Annotated in this window: 20 protein-coding genes and 1 pseudogene; 4 read left to right on the top strand and 17 right to left on the bottom strand. The window is 57.7% G+C overall.

The annotated features are described in order from the left end of the window. Window positions 1-3: 3 nt before the first annotated feature. The 6 genes from NKI24_RS19555 to NKI24_RS19530 form a co-directional block, all read right to left on the bottom strand. Window positions 4-462 carry a (2Fe-2S)-binding protein gene (locus NKI24_RS19555; RefSeq protein WP_352467057.1) on the bottom strand — a complete coding sequence of 153 codons (459 nt, stop codon included), beginning with the start codon at window positions 460-462 and terminating at the stop codon, window positions 4-6. Between the two features lie 237 nt (window positions 463-699). Next, window positions 700-996 (bottom strand): DUF4917 family protein, encoded by a 297-nt coding sequence (locus NKI24_RS19550; RefSeq protein ID WP_352747575.1) that lies wholly within the window; start codon window positions 994-996, stop codon window positions 700-702. A gap of 675 nt (window positions 997-1,671) precedes the next feature. Then, on the bottom strand, window positions 1,672-3,087 hold the full coding sequence (locus NKI24_RS19545) for a mannose-1-phosphate guanylyltransferase/mannose-6-phosphate isomerase (protein ID WP_352479100.1): 1,416 nt from the start codon (window positions 3,085-3,087) through the stop codon (window positions 1,672-1,674). Between the two features lie 54 nt (window positions 3,088-3,141). Further along, window positions 3,142-3,303, bottom strand: coding sequence for a hypothetical protein (locus tag NKI24_RS19540; RefSeq protein WP_352479197.1), 162 nt, complete (start codon window positions 3,301-3,303; stop codon window positions 3,142-3,144). A 152-nt stretch (window positions 3,304-3,455) separates the two neighbouring features. Next, window positions 3,456-4,445: a nodulation protein NodZ gene (locus NKI24_RS19535; RefSeq protein WP_352530898.1), complete on the bottom strand. Its 990-nt coding sequence runs from the start codon at window positions 4,443-4,445 to the stop codon at window positions 3,456-3,458. Window positions 4,446-4,838: 393 nt separating this feature from the next. Continuing rightward, complete coding sequence (locus tag NKI24_RS19530) at window positions 4,839-5,318, bottom strand: hypothetical protein (RefSeq protein WP_352747511.1); 480 nt, start codon at window positions 5,316-5,318, stop codon at window positions 4,839-4,841. A 1,199-nt stretch (window positions 5,319-6,517) separates the two neighbouring features. Between NKI24_RS19530 and gmd the strand changes: the two genes are divergently transcribed. After that, entirely contained in the window at window positions 6,518-7,588 is a 1,071-nt protein-coding gene (gene gmd, locus NKI24_RS19520) for a GDP-mannose 4,6-dehydratase (RefSeq protein WP_352622551.1), read from the top strand. A 167-nt stretch (window positions 7,589-7,755) separates the two neighbouring features. On the opposite strand, the pseudogene NKI24_RS19515 reads toward gmd, so the two are convergent. Then, window positions 7,756-7,887 (bottom strand): annotated as a pseudogene (locus NKI24_RS19515) (integrase core domain-containing protein); the annotation flags it as partial. Window positions 7,888-8,597: 710 nt separating this feature from the next. Between NKI24_RS19515 and NKI24_RS19510 the strand changes: the two are divergent. From NKI24_RS19510 to NKI24_RS19500, 3 genes are all read left to right on the top strand, one after another. Further along, the gene (locus tag NKI24_RS19510) at window positions 8,598-9,077 is read left to right on the top strand and encodes a hypothetical protein (protein WP_352747507.1); all 480 of its coding nucleotides are present in this window, start codon (window positions 8,598-8,600) and stop codon (window positions 9,075-9,077) included. Between the two features lie 3 nt (window positions 9,078-9,080). Next, window positions 9,081-9,899 (top strand): thermonuclease family protein, encoded by an 819-nt coding sequence (locus NKI24_RS19505; RefSeq protein WP_352747505.1) that lies wholly within the window; start codon window positions 9,081-9,083, stop codon window positions 9,897-9,899. Between the two features lie 245 nt (window positions 9,900-10,144). Beyond that, window positions 10,145-11,176 (top strand): hypothetical protein, encoded by a 1,032-nt coding sequence (locus NKI24_RS19500; protein WP_352747502.1) that lies wholly within the window; start codon window positions 10,145-10,147, stop codon window positions 11,174-11,176. A 552-nt stretch (window positions 11,177-11,728) separates the two neighbouring features. Here NKI24_RS19500 and NKI24_RS19495 read toward each other — a convergent pair. The 10 genes from NKI24_RS19495 to trbL all read right to left on the bottom strand — a co-directional run bounded on the left by NKI24_RS19495 (window position 11,729) and on the right by trbL (window position 23,262). Then, the gene (locus NKI24_RS19495) at window positions 11,729-12,550 is read right to left on the bottom strand and encodes a radical SAM protein (RefSeq protein ID WP_352747500.1); all 822 of its coding nucleotides are present in this window, start codon (window positions 12,548-12,550) and stop codon (window positions 11,729-11,731) included. Window positions 12,551-12,552: 2 nt separating this feature from the next. Next, window positions 12,553-13,422 (bottom strand): hypothetical protein, encoded by an 870-nt coding sequence (locus NKI24_RS19490; protein WP_352747497.1) that lies wholly within the window; start codon window positions 13,420-13,422, stop codon window positions 12,553-12,555. Between the two features lie 338 nt (window positions 13,423-13,760). Next, window positions 13,761-14,816 (bottom strand): hypothetical protein, encoded by a 1,056-nt coding sequence (locus NKI24_RS19485; RefSeq protein WP_352747494.1) that lies wholly within the window; start codon window positions 14,814-14,816, stop codon window positions 13,761-13,763. After that, window positions 14,813-16,879 carry an ORC-CDC6 family AAA ATPase gene (locus NKI24_RS19480; RefSeq protein ID WP_352747491.1) on the bottom strand — a complete coding sequence of 689 codons (2,067 nt, stop codon included), beginning with the start codon at window positions 16,877-16,879 and terminating at the stop codon, window positions 14,813-14,815. The genes NKI24_RS19485 and NKI24_RS19480 overlap by 4 nt, the downstream gene beginning before the upstream one ends. Before the next feature lie 2 nt (window positions 16,880-16,881). Continuing rightward, a complete protein-coding gene (locus tag NKI24_RS19475) occupies window positions 16,882-18,219 on the bottom strand; it encodes a metallophosphoesterase family protein (RefSeq protein WP_352747488.1) in 1,338 nt (445 codons plus the stop codon). Window positions 18,220-18,677: 458 nt separating this feature from the next. Next, window positions 18,678-18,950, bottom strand: coding sequence for a DUF2274 domain-containing protein (locus NKI24_RS19470; RefSeq protein WP_023718715.1), 273 nt, complete (start codon window positions 18,948-18,950; stop codon window positions 18,678-18,680). A gap of 11 nt (window positions 18,951-18,961) precedes the next feature. Beyond that, window positions 18,962-20,179, bottom strand: a complete 1,218-nt coding sequence (locus NKI24_RS19465; protein ID WP_352747573.1) for a TraB/TrbI/VirB10 family type IV secretion system protein — start codon at window positions 20,177-20,179, stop codon at window positions 18,962-18,964. Window positions 20,180-20,189: 10 nt separating this feature from the next. Continuing rightward, window positions 20,190-21,218, bottom strand: a complete 1,029-nt coding sequence (gene trbG, locus NKI24_RS19460) for a P-type conjugative transfer protein TrbG (protein WP_352528987.1) — start codon at window positions 21,216-21,218, stop codon at window positions 20,190-20,192. Continuing rightward, window positions 21,208-21,939 carry a conjugal transfer protein TrbF gene (gene trbF / locus NKI24_RS19455; protein WP_352747485.1) on the bottom strand — a complete coding sequence of 244 codons (732 nt, stop codon included), beginning with the start codon at window positions 21,937-21,939 and terminating at the stop codon, window positions 21,208-21,210. The genes trbG and trbF overlap by 11 nt, the downstream gene beginning before the upstream one ends. Then, window positions 21,940-23,262 carry a P-type conjugative transfer protein TrbL gene (gene trbL / locus NKI24_RS19450; protein WP_352720253.1) on the bottom strand — a complete coding sequence of 441 codons (1,323 nt, stop codon included), beginning with the start codon at window positions 23,260-23,262 and terminating at the stop codon, window positions 21,940-21,942. It lies immediately after the preceding gene. Window positions 23,263-23,266 lie beyond the last annotated feature (4 nt).

Raw genomic sequence — 23,266 nt, 5'->3', positions numbered from 1 at the left:
GCCTCAAGTCTCCAGCCGGTTGGCGGTCTCGTGGATGGCCGCGCGGATGCGATGATAGGTGGCGCAGCGGCAGAGATTGCCGCTCATCGCCGAATCAATATCATCGTCCGTCGGCTTCGGCGTCTCTGTCAGGAGGGCCACGGCCGACATGATCTGGCCAGACTGGCAATAGCCGCATTGAGGTACGTCGAACTCGGCCCACACGGCCTGAACCGTTTCGCCGATCTTGCCCGACACGCCCTCAATGGTGGTGATCGAGGCTCCTTCGATGTCGCCGACTGCGGTCTGGCACGAGCGCGTCGGCATGCCGTTAACGTGAACCGTGCAAGCGCCGCACTGGGCAAGGCCGCAACCGAATTTCGTTCCTGTGAGTCCGATGCCGTCACGGATCGCCCAGAGCAGCGGCATCTCTGGATCGACGTCGAGTGTTCGCGCCTCGCCATTGAGGGTAAAAGCGACCATGGCTTGCTCTCCTTGTCCTAAGCTGGCTATCTCGTTGCGCCTCCGCCCGGCTAGGAACCGGACTCTTCTTGCTGAGGCATAGCGACCACAGACTAGGATCGCGCAGCTCGAGCAACAAGCCGCTAGCTGGCAATCGCGAGATCGTGAAGTGGCTCGTGTCGAAAGGCTGGAGGCAACTGAATGTCATTTTTGGGCCGACCGGCCGGTCGGTTTCCGGCTCGATGACCTGGTTGGCAGTCATTCCGCTTCTAAGCCTAAACCCCAGACATGAACTGTAGCAGCATCATAAAAGACGACATCAAGCGGCGATTTTTCGTTGCGCTGCACCGCTAGCTCGTTCGCGTGGTTCATGATCCGCTGGTTATCCGCGGATGCTGGTTCACCAAAGATGCCAACACAGATCTTGCGAAACTTGCCACGCGCTATGCGGTTAAGGATGTGGTCGTCATTCGTAGCGAGCGAATGGCCGAAAATGAAGAAGCAATGGCTGGCGGTCTTCACATTCGCGGTGAACTGCTTGAAGCCTTGGTACAGGTAGGCATTGTGACGGATCTTCGCCTTCTTCTGGGCGCTGGTGGGCTGATGAAGGGCGGCTTAGGGTCATGATTTCCGGTCCATCGCGCTGCAATGACCGATGAGTCACAGACGCTGCATTTCGCGCTAGACCGCAGCTGCGGTATTCTCGATCACACGCTCAGCCATCCTATTCGCACCTCGTTGCCGCCGTTCGCCGCACCTATCGATCGGAGGCTTCCAGCCTCGCGATAGCCGCGCTATGTGGCTGCACACAACCTGACGACGAACAGGAGCAAGATTGGACATACAAGCCAGCACAAGATCGCCCTCCCCCTGTCCTTGCTCGTTTTCATGCGAAAATAATCAACTGAGTGCTGCGGGGATAGCGAGGCCGATTTGGCCCACTTCAGAGCGAAGTCGGCCATAAGCCATTGACATTAAACATTTTGGTGGGCGCGGAAGGTGCTTGGAAAGTCAGAAATATCAAAGGCTATTCGACAGTGGGACCGTGTTGCGTTACTATGCTCTCCGGTCTTTTCCGGTTGATTTGTCCCACCCTGATGCCGATTGCGGTCATTCGCCGCTGCCTTGGTCAATTCCCGATTCCAAGCATCCGGTCCTGAGTGGGCAGACGGCCTTCCTAGTGGTAATTAGTCAGCGACACGTTGACCGTTCTCGTCATGCGGGTGAAATCTACGTTCGACCATATACGTCGTCGAAGCGAACGATATCATCCTCGCCGAGATAATCGCCGCTCTGCACTTCAATGATCACCAGGTCAATTCTGCCTGGGTTCTCCAGCCGATGCTTATGGCCGCAGGGAATGTAGGCTGATTGGTTTGTCGCCAGGAACAACTCCTGCTCGCCATTGACGATTTTCGCGGAGCCGCTGACCACGACCCAGTGCTCCGAACGATGATAGTGCATCTGCAGGCTCAGCCGCCGACCGGGCTTCACCTCGATGCGTTTGATCTTGAAGCGCTCGCCTTCCTCAAGAACCGTGTAGGTACCCCACGGCCGGTGTACCGTGCTATGGACCAGGTGAGCTTCATGTCCTGAAGCCTTGAGGCCCTCGAACAGCTTCTTGACGTCCTGAACGCGGTCGCGGGATGCGACAAGCAAAGCGTCCGGGGAATCGACGATCACCAGATCGCTGACACCGACCGTGCCGATGACGCGCTTGTCGGAGCTCACATAGCTGCCGGTCGTGTCGACCATATGCACATCGCCGCGTATCCTGTTCCCGCTTTCGTCGGGGGCGATCAAATCGGCCATTGCGTTCCAGGATCCGATGTCGTTCCAATCCATGTCGCAGGCAACCACGGCAAGTTTGTTCGTCTTCTCCATGACAGCGTGGTCGAGCGAGATTCGCGGGGCGGAGCCGAAATGCTCAGGCGCGAGTTCGATTTTGGCAAAGCCTTCGCCTTGACTGAAGCGCCCGTTCTCGTAGCTGTCGGAGGCGGCCTGGATCACCGCGGGGCAATGCGATGCCATCTCGTCGAGCATGGTTTGTGCGCTAAAGCAGAAAATGCCGGCGTTCCAGAAGAAGCGCTTGGACGCGACATAGGCTTTGGCTGTGTCCAGATCCGGTTTTTCAACGAAACGGACGACTTTCTCACCATCCGCTTCGATATAGCCGAATGCCGTGTCCGGTCTGGTTGGGGTGATGCCCAATGTGGCGATCCGCCCGAGCTTCGCATGTTCGATGGCCCGGCACATGACGTCTAAAAATGCAGGCAGGTTGCCAACCATGTGATCGGCTGGGAAGACGCATAGAATCGCGTCAGGGCCTTGCGTTGCCTTGGCATGGATGGCGGCTGCCGCAACGGCTGCGGCCGTATCCCGGCCTTCAGGCTCGAGCAGAAAGGTGCGTGGCAGGACCACGGAATCTAGTTCGTCGAACTCGTCCTTGGTAAGGAAGAGGTGTTCCCCAGATGTCACGGCGACGAGTTCCACTACGCCCTTTATCGAACCGACGCGCAGCACAGTGTGCTGAATGAGAGAATGTCCATCTGCTACTTTAAGGAAAGGTTTGGGGTGCGATTGCCTCGAAGCGGGCCATAGCCGCGATCCGGCTCCACCGCTGATGATGACGGGAACCACTTTCATTAAACACCTCGATTTCGTCTCTGGACGTCATTGCCCGCGCCCTTAGCGTCAGCGTCACGACCGCCGTCGCTCTAGGATGGTCTTGCGGCGCTCCGAGTAACAGCGAAGTTCTGGCGCGTTGCCGGACGGCCGCAGATGAATGATCTCGTCATTCTGTATTCGTGCCCTAAGGCCGTTGGTTTCATCGACGTCGGCAACAGTCCCGAATGGAGCCAAGAACTGCTGCAGTGTGTCCGGATCCTCAAGCCTGCGGATCAAGCTGAGCAGCTGCGGGACATTTAGCGTATGCCATGGCCCGCCTCTCGTGGATTGCGGTCGATGTCTCTATGCCTGTTCGTTCCATTTGCCGAATTGCCCAGGTAGCGGTCTTAATCAAGATGAGAGATTCTTTGGCTGCCTTCTATCAAAATCAAACGACTTGGGTCCTTCAGATCGAACTCAATTACCCGCGGTACGAAAAGGCGTGCATATCGTGTAAAGGCGCTCGTCGGAGGAAACCGAACTACAGTATCGCAGCGCCCGAGAAGATACATCTCAACGAGGGCGGAAATTGCGCCGTCCATCCCAAGTGCTGCAGTGTGTAAGGGGCCGTCTTGATCGGATCGGAAATGCTTGGGGACGGTGAGAAGATCGGGAAACTTGGCCGACAGATGATCCAGGATTTGCGCGCTGTCCGTGCACAAGAACAGCCGCACAGGCTTGGGGTGCGGCAACGCTTTAGCCTTATCAACCGCAGTGCACACTTGTCGAACGGCGAACTCCGGATCGGCCCAGTAGGGCGCATGGTCCATGATGTCTTCACCGTTACCATGTCGAACATGAACCCCGATGATGCTGTGCCCCTCAAAACATTCTTGGTAAATGGCATCTATGCGTGTTTGAATTTCAGACCGAGGCTTGACACTCTGGAAGACCTGCCGCTCGGCATCCTCATCGCAGCGCCACATCAAGCAAGCGTCACACACTACTGTGTTCGCTTCGACATCGTGTTCGGCCTGAAAGAGCTCGCCCAACTCGTCGCGCTCTTGGAAAATCTGCTCATCTGGGCGGTAAAGGCAGTCGATCGCTGGCCTATTCCACCACTCCGGGAAGAATGGACCCGGGAAGGAAAAGTCGTTGATCCGGTCGTCGCAAATAGCCGGTACGCCAGCGATGTCATTGATCGGTTGGAAGAACACCGGAAAGGCATTTGTGAAGGGTTGGTCGAGATAGCAGGACCCGCGCCAGTCGACGGCTAGCGTTCGTCCCGACCGCTGAGCGTAGCGCCAAGCGGCCGCCAGCGACCACAGACAATCACCGAACCCCGTACGCCTCTGAGAGACGACGAACCTGCGCTTTACCAATCCACTGACCTGCATTTTCGGAAATCTCGTTTCAGAGACGAGGTTGCATCTGGCTTGGGATCTCTTAATCGATACTAGTCGACCGTTACGCCGGGCGATTTGGTAGAGGCTGCGCGTGGGGCAGAAGAGCTCCCTCAGCACTGCCTATCCTTATCTCTGTGACGCTCGCAAATCTTGACGCCGGGTGCACTCGCTTCCGGTTTAAATTCAGCGTTCTCTAATGCGCCCGGCGACATGTGTAAAATTGATTGCGTGGATGTGGCCCATCCATGTGATGGATACTAAGCGTTCCTTGACGATGAGCCTCTGCTGACGTGGGGCCGCGCTTTGCTAAGCGAAACAGCCGGTCGAGGCAGTCCACAAAGTCCCTTTTTCAAGTCCAATTCTTAACTGCCTCAACGTAACATGTCATTTGCGGGCGTTTCCTGAAGGACGGATGTGCAGGACCTGCCAGCCGTCGAATGTCAGGCGCAGGCCATCCACGTCATTTATGGCCATCATGGCGTCCGGTCCCATCGAAAGATGCGACACGGCGCCCTCTGACGCTTTCAAGTGCGCCAACATGGCGCAACTCCTGCCGGATAGCTTTCGAGCCGGCTGGACTGAGCGACTGGCACGCGATGCTGTGCGACGACGACCGAGAGAGGAATTTTGGCGTCTGCAGCCATGTGGAGGATCGTTCCGACGGTTCTGCGGGTTCTCGGTGTCGGAACCGACACCTGTGCGAACCCGCTCTCGTCCGTTTTCGACAGGCCCTTGAGGTTCATGACCCAGTTGTTCGCCGAGATCACCCGCCAGTTCAGCGATCCAGGTGAAGATCGGCACGCCTGTCGATGCGGCGATCATCGCCTCGGCCAGCGAAGACGATGAAGAGGGCCATTGGGTCAAGCACAAGGGCCGACCAGCGTTTCATTGCTTCAAAGCCCATTTCGGCGCCTACGCCGATACGGCCCTTGTCGAGGAGATCGCCGTCACGGCGCCCACACCGAGGACGGCAACGCCGTTCCTGATGCTCTGCCCGACAATCCCGGCGAAGTGTTTGCCGACAGCGCCTACCGAGGCAATCATCTCGGCGACGCGGTGCGCGCCAAGGGTGGAAGGCCGCGCGTCGTCGCAACCGCTATGTGGGGGCGCGACGAGGCCGAAAGCTCGACGCCTGGAACCAACCGATCCACAGAATTTGTAGTCGGATGGAGAAGATCTTCGGCACCTGTAGCAGGATGCGATGGCGAGGGCTGGCAAAGGCGGCCGTTCAAATTCGCCGCACTGCGATCGCCTACAGTATGAAACACAGTTTGATGGTCGCCTCGTCCCGCCCATCGTTGAAGTCCAGCCACCGTTTTCGGGCTAGCGCGCCCGAAATTCCATGGAGGTCAATACGTAATGCCCTAACCGCGCTTTTCGCCGCCGTCTCAGATGTGCAGCCGCCGACTGACACGAACTTTGTCTTCGCGCGGAGCGAAACCTCGCACCCACGACTTTGTGCCACCGATGGGGCCGCGCTGCCCAAACAATCCATTTTGTGGATGCACCTCATCCAAACAATCGATTTCACTGATCAAAACAATTTCCATTAGAAGACGCTGAGGCAGGCAATGATTAAGATTACTTGGGTAGCGCAAACGAGCGGTAAGGTGGAGTTGTCGGCTTGGACCCACATGCCCGCCATTTTATCTGGGAACGGCTACGTGCCCTGTTGGCGCAGGGCAAGACGATTCTACTGGCCACCCACTTCGTGGAAGAAGCGGAGCGGCTATGCAACCGACGTGCGTGCTTGAGAACGGACGTGCGTCCTCACTCGCTGATTGATGAGCAAATCGGGTGCGACATGATTGGAATCTATGTCGCTCACCCCGTGAGCTGAGTTCGGCACTCAGGCCGCATGTGCGACTTAGGCAGGTTAGCGGCGAGACTCTGTTTGCTATGCCTCGAAGCAGGAGCAGGTGTGCTCGCTGGCTGACACTGTCAATGACGAGCTCCGCGCCGCATCTGTCGAAATCCTACCATAGGGTATGGGGCGGGCCGCAGCTTGCTGGCGGTGTGGCGAGCCAGATTCGAAACTTCAACTATAATAGAGCAGGAAGAAAATGGGCGAGAACAGGAAAGTTGCTCTGGTTACGGGCATAACGGGACAGGATGGTGCCTATCTTACCCGTCTTCTGCTGGAAAAAGGCTACATCGTTCATGGGATTAAGCGACGTTCCTCTTCCTTCAACACGGGTCGCATCGAAGACATCTACCAAGACCCGCACGATCCCGATCCGCGCCTAATTTTGCATTACGGTGACCTCACTGATGCGACCAATCTCATCCGAGTAGTTCAGGAATCCCAGCCAGACGAGATTTACAACTTGGCCGCTCAGAGCCATGTCCAGGTGTCGTTCGAAACGCCGGAATACACAGCAAACGCCGACGGTATCGGAACATTGCGACTTCTTGAGGCGATCCGCCTCCTCGGTCTGAAGGACAAGACCCGCTTCTATCAGGCCTCGACTTCAGAGCTCTACGGCCTCGTGCAATCCGTACCGCAGAACGAAACAACGCCCTTTTATCCGCGCAGCCCTTACGCCGCCGCCAAGCTCTACGCCTACTGGATCGTGGTCAACTATCGCGAGGGCTATGGTATCCACGCTTCCAACGGCATTCTCTTTAATCATGAAAGCCCACTGCGCGGCGAAACTTTTGTGACGCGCAAGATCACCCGCGCCGCCGCTGCTATCTACCTCGGCAAGCAGGACAAGCTTTATCTCGGCAATCTCGATGCTCAACGCGATTGGGGCCATGCGCGTGAGTACGTGCGTGGTATGTGGATGATGATGCAGCAGGATCAACCGGATGATTACGTGCTGGCGACGGGCAAGACGACCCCTGTCCGCCAATTCGTCGAATGGGTTTTCGAAGATGTCGGCGTCGAGCTTGAATGGCGTGGTGAGGGAGTCGACGAAAAGGGCTATGATGTCGAGACCGGCAGATGCCTAGTCCAGGTAGACCCACGCTACTTCCGCCCCACGGAAGTCGATCTTCTCCTGGGCGATGCCACCAAGGCGAAGGAGAAGCTCGGCTGGGTGCATGAGACATCCGTGCGCGAGCTCGCCGCGGAAATGGTGCGGGAAGACCTCAAGGTCATGCAGACATCGGTAATAATGAAGGAAGCATAATGTACGATCTGAAGGGAAAAGCCGTGTGGGTCGCGGGCCACAAGCATGGTGGGCAGCGCTGTTGTACGCCGCCTCGCGTCTGAAGACTGCAAAGTTATGGCCGCCCTGACGTTTCCCCCAAATTTTATCCAGTCGTGAGTTCGTTTCCGGGGGTGGATTTGCCCTGATCCGATGTGCGAGTGCGGACGCGCGCCGTTGTAATCGGCGCGCCATACATTGAGCCTCGCGCGGGCCTGGGCCAGGGACGTGAACCGCGTCTCGTTGAGGAGTTCATCGCGAAGGTGGCCGTTGAAGCTCTCGCGTTAGGGTCCTAGCCAACCTCTGACTGTGAACTCGCGGAAGCGATTTACGGCAAGCGCACACAGCAGCTCGTCCACGGCGTTCGTACATGAAGTTTGGAAACTTATAACACTGGTACACACCTCCATGGCGGAACATTATCTCCAATATCTCAGCGATTACCGGATCTGCCTTCACCTACCTCGGCCTAGTGCAGAATCTTGGCCGAACGAACTCGGCGCTCTTGCTGCACACCAATGGTCCGTCCCGCGCGAAGTGCGATCATACCGCCGCAGCTTACCTTCAAATCCGGCACTGGCGAGGATCTAGATCCAAGCCGACGGCGCCGGGGATCAAAGAAAAGCCCGCCGACCGAAACCAGCCGCGGGCTTGACTGGGATGGCCCGCGCGGACGGTCAAGGCTGCGCCGGCCGACCATGGCGCAGGGACCACCTTAGTCAACGGCACGGCCCGATGACGGCGTGCCGATGTACCACAACATGCGGCCAGATAGAGCCTTCCGGCCTCGCGGAAAAAAGCCCGCTGGTTTTGAGCCAGCGGGCAAGTTCTGGAGTGGCTGAGATCAACCCAGCATCAGTCAACGACCGGCGGAAGGGTTGGTTGCAGTGGATGCAAGCTAGCCGCATCATGCTGTGAATCATAGCAAAGTGAAAAACAAACTCTGGATTCTAGGTCGGACTCGCCCCAATATTTGTTTGGGGGAATTCACATGAAAATTGGAGCACTCATCGCAAGTGCAGCCCTGTGCGTCAGCGGCTGCTCTACGGGCGCTGTCGTGTCGGACAGCGATCTCACGGCAATGAATACCGTTGCGCTGTGTCACGTTCTCGCCAGCAGCACGGACGAACAGTATCGTAGTCGGGTATCGGCCCTTCTAGTGCGCAGGCGCGCAACAGCAGAGAAGTGCACCAGGCTTGTGCAAACCGACAATGCTGTCGCGACAGGCATAGCGGTCGCGGCTGTCGGCGGCGCAGCTGTGGGTGTCGCTGCCAACAACGGCTATGGAGGCGGAACATATTACCGGCCACCGCCACCACAAATCTATGGCGTCGCGTGGGACCAATTCTATGGCCAGAACTACAGCGTTATCTGGCGCTGCCGCGACCGGTCCACCGGGCGGTTCGTTGACGATTACTATTGCGCCGGCCTGCCCATGGTCGACAGCGCATGGCCGGGCTGGTCGGCGTAGCGGATGAGCAGGCCATACCGCAAATATCGATTCAATCGGTGGCAGAGACCCACCGGTGCCAAGCTGTGGCGTCGCCAACTTGCGAGCGTGCCGGCAATGCTCGGTCTTACGGCAGCGGCGGCAGTGGCCGCCTTCCTGGCGCCGTCGGGCGCGCAACGTAGCGACGATGCATCAAAGGCCAGCCCACGAAGGGCGGCGCCCGCCTCGCTTACCGGTGTCGCTTCCGTTATTGACGGCGATACGATCGAAATCCACGGCCAGCGCGTCCGTTTCAACGGCATCGACGCGCCAGAGAGCCGACAGCTGTGCCGCGATGCGAATGGCGCCGAGTATCCTTGCGGCCGGCGATCGGCCGAAGCGCTGGACACTTTCCTGGCCGCGTCGAGGCCGCTCGAATGCACATTCGTGACGTGGGATCGCTACCACCGCTTTGTCGGCGATTGTCGGCGCGCCGACGGCGCGGGCGTGGCCGCCTGGATGGTCAAGCACGGCCAGGCGCTGGATTGGCCTCACTACAGCCAGGGCGCCTATGCGGGGCAGCAGGCGCAAGCCCAAGCCTCAAAGATCGGCCTGTGGGCCGGGACGTTTCAGGCACCCTGGAAATGGCGCGCTGCGCACGCCGACGCCGCGGCGCCGTCGAGTCGCCCGCTGGGCATCATCAGCCGTAAGCTGGTCGCGCAGAGCGGCTATTCTTGCGAGCCGCGGAGAACGTGCAAGCAGATCGGTTCCTGCGACCAAGCCAACTGGTACCTGCAAAACTGCTCATGGGGCGGAAAACTCGATCGCGACAAGGATGGGATCCCATGCGAAACACTCTGCTAGCTGAAATGTAACGGAGTAAGCGCTACGGCCTGTTCGGCTTTCCGCTTACACCGATCCAACGAAGACCATGCATGGACGACGCGGTCTGCTAACCCCATTTTTTGACGAGGTATTCTATATCTGAAGGGCAGAAAAAGTTATTGCGACAATAGAGAGAAGACGCCTTAACTAAGACTTTCAAAACCGTTAAGTGTATGCTGGCAGGCGATCAAGGCGTGATGTTGCCCTGTCTGGGGGCGAGTAAAATGCAGACTGTGATGAGTCAAAAGCTGGCAAGCTATGGCCAGTGGACCTACCGTGGTGCCTGGGCCCTAGAGATTGCGGCCGCAGCGATTGGTCTTACGACAGGTGTAGCATTAGGCGTACAAGCGTTTTCTGCAAGCGAGTCTGTCACTGCAATGGATTTGACGCTCGCCAGTGCACCCTTTCTCATGGTCGCAATCGCGGAGCTCACCAAGATACCGATAGCTACACTGCTTTTCAGCGCGTCTTGGCTCTGGAAGCCCATAATCTTGGTCTTCCTCCTGGTTCTTGCAGGCATCACCTTCGAAACTGTCTTTATGGGGATGGAGAGGGCAGGCGCATTGCGTCAGCTGCGTTATGAGGAGCTCGTAAACAAGATTGATGCCCTTGAGCAGGAAGCGACAAAGCTCGCCTCTGCTGACGAACTTGGTCGAAGAGCCGATCAGGTCGATCAAGCCCGTTCCGAAATTGAGCAGCTGACCTCTCTTGCAGAAAAATCGCGTGCGACCTCTCAGTCGCAAATTGCCGAGGCCAATGCGGAATTGGAGGGAACGACAGCCCTTACTCCAGAGGCCTCGCGTGTTCGCGATCAAGTGGATGAGAAAAATGCTGTTCGATCGGCGCTGATTCAACAGCGTGATCGCGAACTTAAAGACGCTGTCGATCAGTTTGAGCGCCAACGCGACAGCTTTGTTGAACGTATCAAGATGGCGCGCGATTCAGGCGACAGCGACTCGGCACGCAGGCTAGAATCGGAAGTGGCTAAACTTGCCAACCCCCGCACGAAAATTATCACCAAGTTCGACACTCGGATTGAGCCGCTCGATCAAGAGATTGCTGCGCTGCGCGAAAATTTCGATCGTTTGCGGGCAAATAGCCCTCCTATGACTACTGACCAGAGGCAGAAGCTTGTCGATAGGCGTTCGTCTCTGGAGCAAACGCGCGATAGTGATGGTCGCCAACTAAAGTTGAAGCAAAGCATCTATCCTCAAGGAGCGATTGAAGCCAAGCCACTTATCAAAGAAAGTGGCTAGCAAAATTCCACGATAACCTTTGGGTTAGCGGTAGGAATGTTCGAATGTTCTTCGACGAAGCTCTAACAGAACGCAAAGTGGGGCCAACTGAGGCATCTCAGAGAAAGAATTGTCGTCGGCGCATTGCGGGCACCGTCTGACTGAATGTCAAAAGGGGGCCGAAAGCGGACTGTCAGTTCTTGAGTGCCGCTGCGCCGATAGGTGCCGTTCTGCAGCCGACCCCATTGCGGCCGTCAGGAAGGCTTCCGCCGCAGCCTGAAACTTGCCATTCGTTCGGCTCCATACGCGGCAAATCCGGGGGCCGATTTCAAGACGATCCGCTTCTGAACGCCGAATATCGAATAGCTGCCGTTAAGAGCGGGCTGGTTTTCAAGACGGCTTCCGACCCACGGCGGCCGTTCAACAAGCTCCAGTGGATTTCCGGAACACTGCCGTGTTTAGGACGAAACGCCAGCAGATCTGGTGTTGGTCGCGTTTAGGGTCGCGCTAGTGGGAAGGTAAGCGTGTGTCCACATTGCGACCCAATGTCGATCTCGCGCCGGAAGCCGCGAGCTATGGCGTGTATCTACTTTGAGCTTCCGCCCTTTCTTCTGTACATGATGCGAAGGCTCTCTCCAGCACACCACATTCGAAGATAGAGCCTAGCGGCTGTAGCTGGTCGATATCCGAAGCGGAATGGATATAGACTTCACCGTCGTGTGCGACGATCGGATAAGTGAGCCGTCGCGCATGTCGGAGGTTCTTTTCGATACGGGTTTTTCCGACATATCTAGGCAGGCCAGCGATAGCAGTGGCCAAACTCCCACTCGGCTCGTCCCATTGTTCTCTGTTGGCTCCTCCAACAGAAATCGGCCAGTATTCGTAAACGCTCCAGATTGATGGAGCGAGAGCACGTATTAAATCTGACATTTCTTCCAGGAGGTGGAAGTTCATTTTCGTGACGATCGTATTAATTTTGATGGCCACACCAAGCCCACGGAGCCAACTCATCCGATCAATTACGATCTCGAAATGCTTGGGATGCTGCCTTATGAGTCCATGTGTCGAGGAGTCGGGCCCGTCAATTGGTAGGCCAAGCAGATCAACATAGGAAAGCAGGGCAGCTTTGTCGCTCTCGCGATGGCGAAGACCGATACCATTAGTGTCTAGGTGAACGAACAAGCCTGCCATTTTGGCGTTCGCAACCAGGTCACGCCACTCATGATAGAGGGTGGGGTCACCTCCGCCTATCGTTATCTTGGAAATCCCATGCTCATACAGCCGGGCCAGTACCCGATTAGTTACCACGAAATCCGGCTTGGCTCGAACGAAGGGGACGTAACACCAACTACATTTCAAATTGCAGCGGTGCTCGAAATTGAGGATTGCACGCATTATCAAATTAGTTTTTTGCGAGAAAGCAGGTCTGGAAGCGCAATTTTCTTTTTATGACTGTTTTTATTCAGCCAGTCCTCCAGCGGGATGGAAGCTTTCCAAAGCGCATCGAAATGGCGACCCATCATCTCATAGTTCGAGATACCCTGTGGAACATCGCCCTTGCGCATCTTTAAGCACATGAAGCGATTGGATATTCTGCCGCCATCCTCAGCAAGATGATAGGGATCGAAGTAAGCTTCATCCTGTGTAATGAAAACGCTACAGCTCATTCCCGCATCGACAAATCGAACCTCCAGATTCGAGAATTCGTTGCACGCGCGGATAATGTCACCAAACGGCAGCTTGCTGTCATCTCGCTCCCCTGCAACGTTGACGGAATTTCTCAGCGCGCGTTCTTTGCAGAATGGATCCAGCAGGATAACCCGGAACGGAACCCTTTCGCACAACCGCTGTCTCACGGCTGGCCAGTGACGTTGCAATCCAATCGACAGATAAGACGCTCCCGAGTTCGCCGCCAGCGACATCGTGTGGGCATTATTTATTGTGAGCGCTGTGTCATTATTGCGCCGGTTCTGATCTGCGAGCCTCTGCATGTTATACAAATCTGTCACGCCATATGAGACGGCTGCGTCCGCTAATTTGTCCGCTAGGGTATTGTGTGCCAAAAGTGCCATACGTTGCGGCTCAGAAAGGGTCCAACGCACAGCTGCGAACATGCCCATCGCGATGGCCGCGACAATCACATATGCCCACCATGGCGCTTTCACAAAGCTGGTAAGCCACGTCGCACCGAACGCGCTTACAACAAAAACAAGTGCTTCAATAACAAGCCCGAGTTTGTACACATTCAGCCGTTTTGATCTCATCATGCACCCACCCAAAGACTGATTTTGTTGCGCTACTGCGACGGAACTTAACATAGTGGCTAGTGGCCAGTATTTCTGTGCTGAACGGTTGAGCCCGAGTATATGTGGCAGCTAGTCGGCAAATTAGACTGAATCCTACCAGTCCGCATTCTTCCCCTGACGTGACGTAGATCCAGGTCCCAGCTTCCAATGGGAATTAGTACCCATTGACAGAATCGGGGCCGATTGTGGGAAGTCCGCCATGTGGTGCAATCATCAAATTGCTGCCCCTCACGAACGTTGCGCTGAAGACTCGGCCGGATGGCCACTGGGATCACGATGCTACTCGAATCAAGATAGTGTCAGAACGTCCCGGGAAGGCTGCAGGCAGGCGATGTCAGGTCTATCAGCTTGTAGATATGGTACCGCCCATTCGCCGAGACTTCGTGATGGGCATAGGAGGTGGGAATTCGTGCCTTGAGTTGGACGCGGCTGTCGGAGCAGGCGAGCACGGCAGCAGCGATGGCCTGAACCTTAGGGCCGCTGACAAACACGTTCACCACCGCACGCGAGCCGAACCCGTCGAGATATGTTTCGAAAGCATCGAGGTGGGCTATCAGCCCAAAAGCCTGGATGTCGCGAACTTCGCCATCTTCGAGCCGGTGGGTTTCACGCACCTTGGCTACCTGCTGATCGAGCAGGGCATCGATATGCGCATTCTTCTCGCTTCTGGGCACGAGCAGGGAAATCCGCTCCGGACTGACGATATCGATCAATCCGTAGAATACGTCGGCATCTCCTCCGATCCCCACGAGCAGGACTTTTTCTTCGCCCATTCCGCCGCTGCCTTGAAGGTGAGGGACGGTGACGTATCGGTCCAAGCCGCTGGAAAAATCCTCTTTGCCGCTCGCGTTCCCGTAGATGCCCTCGGCGTATCCGAACTCAAGAGACTGAATCGATATTTTCTTGAATGCCACCGCGATTAGCCATTGGATATAGATTCGCGGCATCGTCGAGCATTCGACGAAAACCCTCCGCAGGCTTCCTTCGTATGAGCCACAGGAAGCGGCCAGTTGTGTGAGCAGGTGGTCGAGGAGATTGATGTTCTTCTGATACTCGATGGAAGCATCGAGGGTGATAACCGTCACATCGACCCCCCATCGGTTTCCCAGTGCGATGAGCTTTCGTCGGTTTTCTTCAACGGCCGGGATGTTCCCCTCCTTCAGAGCAAAGTCCAGAACCACGATCTTGCCGACCTTCAGGTCAAGATGGGTCCCGAACGCGGCGAAACGCGTTTCCCAGCCAAGCGCGACGATCGCGATATCTGCCTCAATCGTTTCGCAGGTACCTGGATCTCTCGTCATCTCGGTGACGGCCAGATGGCCAAAGACCCGATACTTGACAGTTGAGGCGCTCATTCGAAGTCGCTCTCGAAAAGCGAGTGCTGGAATTCGGTCTTGGATGCGGGCCGCGCAACTAGTTCCTTGAACACAGAGTCGGCCCAGTCTTCTGGGAGCCGATGCCTGGTAAAGAGCAGGTCGACCATCCGTGCCGCAGGGATTGTGTTGATTTCGTAAGGGCCGCGATAGGAGAACCCGAAGTAAGGTGCAAATCGCCGATGCAATCTGATCATCATCTCCTTCGATGCGGGGTCGGCGCGGTCCACCTCAAGGTTGCCGGCGGCGGAAACCTCTCGGATAAACCCATCCTTTTCCGCCCTGCGCAACACCTCATCTAGTTTCCCGCTGGGTTGCTCCAGTCGGTTCACTAGCGAGCGCATTTCATTTAGATCGAGCCTGAAAATGCCTCTCTCTGTCGTTCCGAGAGCATTTTCTTCGGCAAACTCCGTCTGGAGGCGAGCGGTCAGATAGCCTAACGCCCGCACCATGCGCACGCTCTCTTCTTCGTACGGGTGTGAAAGCGCCTGAAGTCCATCAAGCTTCCGCTGTGAGGCGGCGTTCACTGCCTGCCTTTGCTGTTCGAGATGAATCTGTAAATCCGAGTTGATGAACTCCACCAGTTTTCCTGGATCACTGGTGTTCGGAACACTGCGGCGGAAGATCTCTCCCATTATATCGAGGAAATCGCGGATACAGACGTCGCTCAATGATGTAATGATCTGGTGCCCTACGTACGGATATTCGTGGAGACCGAGCATCCGACACGCTTTCAGAAAAGCCCACCCCTGTTTCCGGGCGATCGACCTCTTCAGATTTGAAGCATCCGCCTTGCTCATAGGCCGGCGCTTGATGTCCGGGTTCATGAGCGCGAGCGCCAGCCCTTCGGCATAAGGCCGCGCTTTGCGATCAAGGAGGAATTGCTGCTGATCCGCCGTCCTCAAATTCACGGAGAGGAATTCATATGCTGCAGCAGCGAGTGCCACCAGCTCTTCTCTGCCCTCAGAATGGCCCGATACGATAACCCGCTCGATGATGTCATTGACGGAAAGCCGCCCCAGCCGGTTCTTGAGCGAAAACGCACTGAGCGGGTCGTTGCGTTTGAGAGCGCTCCGCAGATGGTCAGGAAGCGCATAGTAGAGCCGAAGCGACGACACGTTCTCGCACAGAGTGGCGAACTCCCTCGGATCGACTAAATCGAGATTTTCGACGTCGCGGTCGGCATTCGAGAGCGACTGGCCGGGTATGATCGTCCGGATCGTGTCGTAGAGGCCGCCGATGTAGGCGAGGACCCATTTCACGTTGCCGCGCGTCTTCCTCACCAAGGTGTTCAGGAACTGCTGCTGGAGCGGTGTCAGGGCTTCACAGTCATCAATCAAAATCTTGAAGAAGGGCACCCTGTCGCTGGCGAAAGATGGGCCTTCCAAAAGCGGACTAATCGCGGTCGCGACCTTGTTGATGATCGCGCCAGGATCTGTCGCTCTGAAACTTGTCGCTCCGCCATCGGCGGCAAAGAAGAATGCGTTGAAGCATGCGTCCACGTACCGGGTTATCCCACCCCGCAGCTGATCGATGCTGAAGAAATCGAGACGGGCAGGTTGCGGTATGAAGTGCAGTACTTCGCGATGCAGCGAGAGGGCGACGTCCCTGTCTTCCGAGGCCCGGTATTTTAAGTGGCCGTCGCGTCTGAGCTGGCCGATGCTCTCAAGCAGGCGTTCGACTATCTTCAGCTCTAGATAGTGAGAGAAAATTACGAACTGCCGCGGGATCACCGCGGCAGTATCGAGGCGTATCTGCTCCGGAATGAGGTTCAGAACTGCGTTGTCGATTAGGGGCGAGAATGTCTCATTGAGCTGGAAGAAGACGCCATACCAGTCGAGCTTGCCGACCTGGTCCGCGAGGCTTTTGTCTTCAAGGATATGGACGGTGGAAAGCGAGCGAAGAATGCTGGTCTTGCCGCTACCTCGCGTTCCTGCTACAAAGACCGGCTTGGCGGCGGCGGAAATCACGGCAGACCTCTGACTGAACCACAGTATCGGGCGGCTTTCGTACTCGATCCTGTTGGGGCCGAACGGATTCTGCATCGTTATTCGCCCCTTACCTTGATGCGCCAAGCCGAATTTGCCTTCGTAAGGCCGTCTATCTCGACGGCGCGCGCCGCTTGGAGCATCAGAAGGGAATCCTCTAGATCCAGTCCCAGCTCGGCGGAGGCGGCAATCTCAGTGATCTCGTCCCAGAAGAGCAACCCAGTCCCACGCTCCCTGGCATGGTCGCGGAGCCGGCGGAGCAGGTCAAACGTTTTGCTGTCCAGAAAGGCCTTCCCGCTGGATATGGTCGAGATAAAGCAATGTTCGCCTTCCACGACCGTCCCGTCGGTGACGTTGGTGCGGTAGGGTATAAGTCGGATGCCGACGAGCTCTCCCTGATCGGTCATGAAGAAGACGAGCTCGTTGAAGCCAGACTGTATCTGCGGTGCTGAGACGCAAATCAATTTGCCATCCGGAAACCTTGGATCGTTAACGATCTCGACCGGATCGGCATGTATGTGTCCATGCAGGTAGACGATAGGCTTGTTGCTCTGCAGCAGCTGAGTTCTGACAAACCCGCTGTTGAGCATTTCGCCGTATGGCGTTATGCGCGGAGTCTTCTGTGGTAGCAGATTGTGATGGCCGATCATGATGCCGAAACGCATGTCGGGCTGCTGGAGCAATTCCTGTAGGCCTGCAAGCATCTCACGCGAGATGTATGGCGTGTCCATTTGACCGTAATACCCATCGTCCGATGTTTCCTTGTTTGGATCGCTGGGAGGTGTCGCAGGCGAATGTCCCGAGGTGTCCGGCGAGCCGAGATCTACGGGTTCGGTAAAAGGACTGATTTCTTTGAGACGATCACGAAGGAAAGCGGGAAGGTTCTGAAGCTCCCAACTGCCTATCGCTGTGTTGACGAGGATGAAGTTCGCGCCTCCAGATCCTGTCGGAAGTCTGAAATGCACGGGTTGGTCCACGGGAACGGTCTGCCAACCGAAGCGGGCGGCTAAACCCGCCATTTCGCTGAATTTTTCAGTCGGTCCAAGTTCACGCGCGTCATCACGGTTCACATCGTGATTTCCCGGTACGAATATCAACGGAAGGGCCTGTGAACTGCGCCCCTGCGCGCGGCAGAGCAACGTGAAATGCTGGAATGCCGAAGCGATGAAGGTCTTGTCGCCACGGCTCGTGAAATCCCCCATGAAGGCAATAGAATCGAGGGGCTTCGAAGTCGTCAGCCGACGAAGTTTCGTCAGGACGGCACGCAGCGAAGAAGCACGCAGCTTCTGCGTTATTTTTGGAGCGAACTTGCTGTCCTTGGCATCGATATCGCTGGAGGTAGGATGCCAGTCAGGATAGTGGATGTCGCCAATTTGAAGGATTCGTACACGCCGCATAACTCGCCCCTGCCGAGAGCAATAGACTGATCCGTTCGCTTTTGCCAAGCGCGAATGAGAGTCGTCACGACTCGCAGGACTATCTCGTATGTTCCATGGTACTCCTTCCCGGTGTCTGGGGGGCGGCTCTTTGGCAGAACATTCTTCCGAGCAAAGACACGCCTCGGAAGAATTCATTGTCGCTGCGTGGGTCGGCAGTCGTGCAATATGGAACAGCCTGTTCGACCGTCGCGTGACTTGCTCTGCTCGTAGGACATTGTTGCACCATTACTGCCACGTCTGCTTTTGGTGCGCGCCCGAACTCGACCAGATGACCGCCTTCAGGCGCAGAGCCGGCATTGGTTCGGGGCAGATCAGCTCGTCTATTGTGCCCTGTGTTTCGGTTGCCGCCGGCAAATTGCTTCAATGCATTTGCCCGCCTAGAAAGGTGCCGCCTCGGACTCCCTGGTCGCTGTCACTTATTCGGACCCTGAAATTGGCTGCCGCCGCGATTTCTCTGACTTGTCGACGACAGGGAGCCCTTCCTTTCTGGCCTTGGCAAACGCTCGATCGCTCTCCAGGAACTCCGCCAGCATGAACGGGATCAGTTCCGCTACCGATTCGGACTCGCCATAGGTCTGACGATAAAGCGCCGCATAGTCCTTCAGTGCTTGGTTCAGGTCTGCACTTACGCTTATGGTGATCTTCGAAGGTGTCCGATCCGGAAGTTTGCCGAGTTTCAGATTGGTCATGATGACTCCAGTCAATTCGGGTACGGCCGCAGCACAAGATCCTTGTGCACGATGACGCGCAGTGGCCAACCGGGCCGGATAGTGATGGTGGGTTGGATATTGAGGTTCTTCTCGGTGATGCGCTGGCCAGCTTGACTGACGTTCTGCTGAGCGGATTCGCGGATTGCTTTGACTAGGTCGCTTTCGTCTTCCCCGAGGCTCAGCTCGGTGCCGACCCCTACCAACGTGGCCAGCGCAACGCCTTTGATCAGCTGCCAGGTGTGGAAATCCACCTTGTCCTCAAGCCCGGCATAGCCGGCGGTGTCTGTTGCCGGCAGATTGTCGATTTCGATCGAAGAGCCGTCGGGCAGCAGTATCCTTTGCCAGACCAGCAGCGCGCGCCTTTGTCCAAAGGCAACAACGCTGTCATAGGTGCCAATCATGCGAGAGCCTTGCGGAATGAGCAAGGTGCTGCCGGTGACTGTGTCGTGCACATTCTCGGTGACCTGTGCGACGACGAGGCCGGGCAAGTCGGAATTGATGCCAGTGATCAGGCTCGCTGCGATGACGCTGCCGGCCATCAGCTGATACGGCGAAGCCGGCGTCTGCAGTGCATGCAGATTGTAGATTCCACTTGTGTTCCGCTGGCTGACAAAATCGAGCTTGCGCTGTTGATTGTTTTGGTCGCCCTCGGCCGGTGCAACGGAAGCTAAATCGCGTGCGGCATCGGATTGTGGAGCCGTTGCCTCAAAGGGTGGACGCCCGCCCTGCCCGTTGCCGGCGATCTCCGCTTGCCGGGGTCGATTTTCGATCCGGAAGAAGACTTGCGATTCGCGTGCCTCGACCGCCTGCTGTGCAAGGCGCTGCTCCTCCGCCGAAACCTCCTGGCCCGGCGCGATGCCCAGCCGGCGTTGGTGCTCAAGGATGGGGCGGCCGAGGTCGCCGGGCAGCGGTGGTCCAAGCACCGGAGGCTTGGGCTTGATCCCGGAATAGTCCTTAGGCAGCCTTTCAATTGCCTCCGCGGTTGGCTTCCGCTCAGTGTTGTAAAGCTCTTCAGCCTGCTCTTTGATGCGCAGCGCCGGTCCCTGCAGCGCCATCATGGTGACGCCTAGAACGGTCCCGGAACCAACAGCAGCAATGGCGACAATAATGCCGCGCTTGAAGCGCACAGCGCGGCGAGGCGAGGCCCGCAGCTGCAGCTGTTCTGGATCGAGTTTCGGTGAAGCATCGGAGCGGGAAGTATCCGTCATGGGCCGTCCCTCACCTGCTGGAACGCGAAAAGAGCAATATCCGCCGCGGCGCTTGCCTGCCGTCGGTCCTCGTGATGCGCACCACCTGCTGCTGCTTGGCGCCGAGGCGCAGTTCGGCCGCGGCGAAGAGGCGATCGACGATGTAATAGTTGCCCCGTATGCGGTAGTTGACGAGCTGGTTGTCCCCGTCAGCACCGACGATGAAGAGCGGTGGGGCCTCGCCCTGATCGATGCGGCGCGGGAACTCGATGTAGACCTTGCTGCCATCATCGAACGCGCGCGTCGGCCTCCAGGGCGGCATGTCGCCGGTAATCGAATAGCGGAAGCGAATATTTTCGAGAGCCACATTCGACGCCACTGGCATAGCGGCGTCGGCCTGCGCATTGCGCCGGCGTAGCGCGATGATCTGGTCCTCGCTGTAAGTCCAGGAGATGGCTGCCATGGCGGTCTTATCCGTGCTTTGAAGCTGCAGGTGATAGCTTCGCCGGTCCGTGGTGATCACCAGATTGGTGGCAAGTCCTGGCGCGAAGGGCTTCACCAGCACATGGGTGCGCTGATCATCGCCGGAGCCACTGACGGTGTCGCCAATTACCCAGCGCACTGTATCGCCGGCCGACACGGATTGGAGTTTCTCGCCTGACTGCAGAGCGATATCGCTGACGCGCTCCGGTGCGGCATAGAGCTGGTAGAGCGCGCCTTCGGCAAAGGGGTAAACCTGCACCGCATTCACATAGCCATATTTGGTGGGTTGCTGCGTCGCCGCCTTGTTGGCATCGGCGACACGTTCTTCAGGCGAGCGCTTGTCTTCAGCAGCCTTGCCCGGCTCGGGCTGCAACTGGCCGGGCAGCGGCAGCGGTTTCGGCACTTCCACGACTTTGACGGGCTTCCCCGGCGCCTTCTCAATCGCGGCCGGCTTGAAGTCAGCATGGTCATAGGAAATCTGCGGCGGCGGCACCGGCTTCGAGGCACAGGCGGAAATGACCGCAGCCGACGCCGACAGGATCAGCGCAGTGCGGAGAGACGACAGTCTATTTATCATTGGCGGGCTCCTTTGGGGGAACGGAAGTTTGCGCGGCACTGTCGAGCTCGCGCGACCAGTCGATTGCGTTGATGAAGACGCCGAGCGGGTTTTTGCGCAGCTGATCGGTATTGTTCGGCGGCCGGATCACAATGGTGAGGATCCCGGTCCAACGCGTTGTGCTGGCGAGGCTGCCGCGCTCAAAGACCTGCTCGGTCCATTTGACTTGATAGGAGCTGTCGGACGCTCGAACCACGCTCGTCACCTGCACCGAGACGCTGCGCGTCCCGATCTTGCCGAACGGGTCGTTGGCCTTAGCGTACTCGTTGAGAAAGAGGGCTCCACGGTCGGTGGCAAAGTCGTAGGCCGACAGCCAATTCTGCCGCACTAGCACCGCATCGGTGGAAACAGAGCGGACATTCTGGATGAAGCGGCCGAGATGCCAGGCGATCTGGGCATCGGTGGGCTCGTAGGTTTGGATTGCCGGCGCGACAGCCCGTGTCTCACCGAAGCGGTCGACCTCGACAACATAAGGCACAACGCGGCCCTGCATCGACTGCCACAAGAGTCCACCAGAGAGCCCGGTGGCCAGAGCGAGGCAGCCAAAGGCCATCAGGCGCCAGTTCCTTGCCTGCACGCGCGCAGTGCCGATGCGCTCGTCCCAAAGTTGGGCGGCCTTCTGGTATGGTGTGACGGGGCGGGGCGTCTTCCCGTAACGTTGAACTGGTCGCTTGAAGAGCATCTAGTCTTCCTTATCGTTGAGAGAGGGGTTGGCGCCGCTTCCACCCCGATCGCCATCGCGGACGGCCTGCGTGGCGGCGTGGCGATGGGCGCGCGCGGTCTGTTCGGAACGCAAGCGCCTCGCCCACGCCGGCGCGGCATTGGCACCTGACGCGGCAGGGTTTCCGGTCATTGATGCGGTCGGCGTGCCGCCCGTCGCGGTCCAGGCGGCATCGCGGCCGGCATCGGCGCTGCGCCGGAATGGTTCTGTTGCAGATCGCATTCCCCGAATCGCGGCGCCGCCAGCTGCGCCGGCAACGCCCTGCAGTCCAGCAGCTACGCCGGAGAGGCCGGACTCGGGCGATGTTGCACGCCTCATCTGCCAAGCTGTGGAAGCAGCCGATCCCATGGCCGTGCCGGCTCGAACGGCGGCGAGACCGCCGCCGGTTGCCATGCGCGCGCCGGCAAGCGCCGCACCTCCGGCAACGAGCGTTGATCCGGCGGCCGCCGCGGTGGTTCCGAGTGCGGCTCCCGCGCCAAGCTGCGGCGCGCCGGAAACAAGACCCGAGGCAATTCCCGGTCCGAAAATGCCGAGCCCAAGCAGCGCCAACGCGCCCAGTACCTGTGACATGGCCGCGGCCAAGTCCGGCTCCTTGCCTTGCAGGGCGGAAGCGAACTCGCCGAAGAGCGTGGAGCCGATGCCGACGATGACGGCAAGCACCATCACCTTAATGCCCGACGAGATCACATTGCCGAGCACGCGCTCGGCCAGAAACGCCGAGCGGTTCCAGAGCGCGAAGGGCACCAGAACAAAGCCGGCCAATGTGGTGAGTTTGAACTCCAGGATGGTGATGAAAAGCTGGATGGAAAGGATAAAGAAGGCGATGAGGACCAGGAACCAGGCGAGAAGCAGCACGAAGATGGTCAGCGCGTTGCCAAAGATCTCGGGGAAGCCGACTAGCTGGCTCGCTTGATTGAGCAGCGGCCAGGCGCCCTCGAAGCCGGCCGCGGCAATGCGGCCTGGCCGCAGGAGACTGTCGGCGGACAGATTGCCGGACGAAGCGTTGATGCCGAGCCCGGCAAAGGAGCGGTAGATAATGTCGGCAAGGCTTCTGAAATTGTTCAGGATGAACGCGAAGGCGCCGACATAGAGCACCTTTCGGACGAGCCGACCGAGAATATTGGGTTCGCCGCCGAACGCCCAGACCAGGCCCGCCAGCGTGATGTCAATGCCGATCAGGATGGTAGTGAGAAAGGCGACGTCGCCCGAAAGCAGACCGAACCCGCTGTCGATATACCGGATGAAGGTCTGCATAAAGCGATCGATGACGCCGAGGTCATTCATGTCG

The sequence above is a fragment of the Mesorhizobium sp. M0701 genome (assembly GCF_040320365.1).
Taxonomy (GTDB): domain Bacteria; phylum Pseudomonadota; class Alphaproteobacteria; order Rhizobiales; family Rhizobiaceae; genus Mesorhizobium.
The sequence above is the reverse complement of the archived record's forward strand: the minus strand, read 5'-3'. Positions and strand labels throughout refer to the sequence as shown.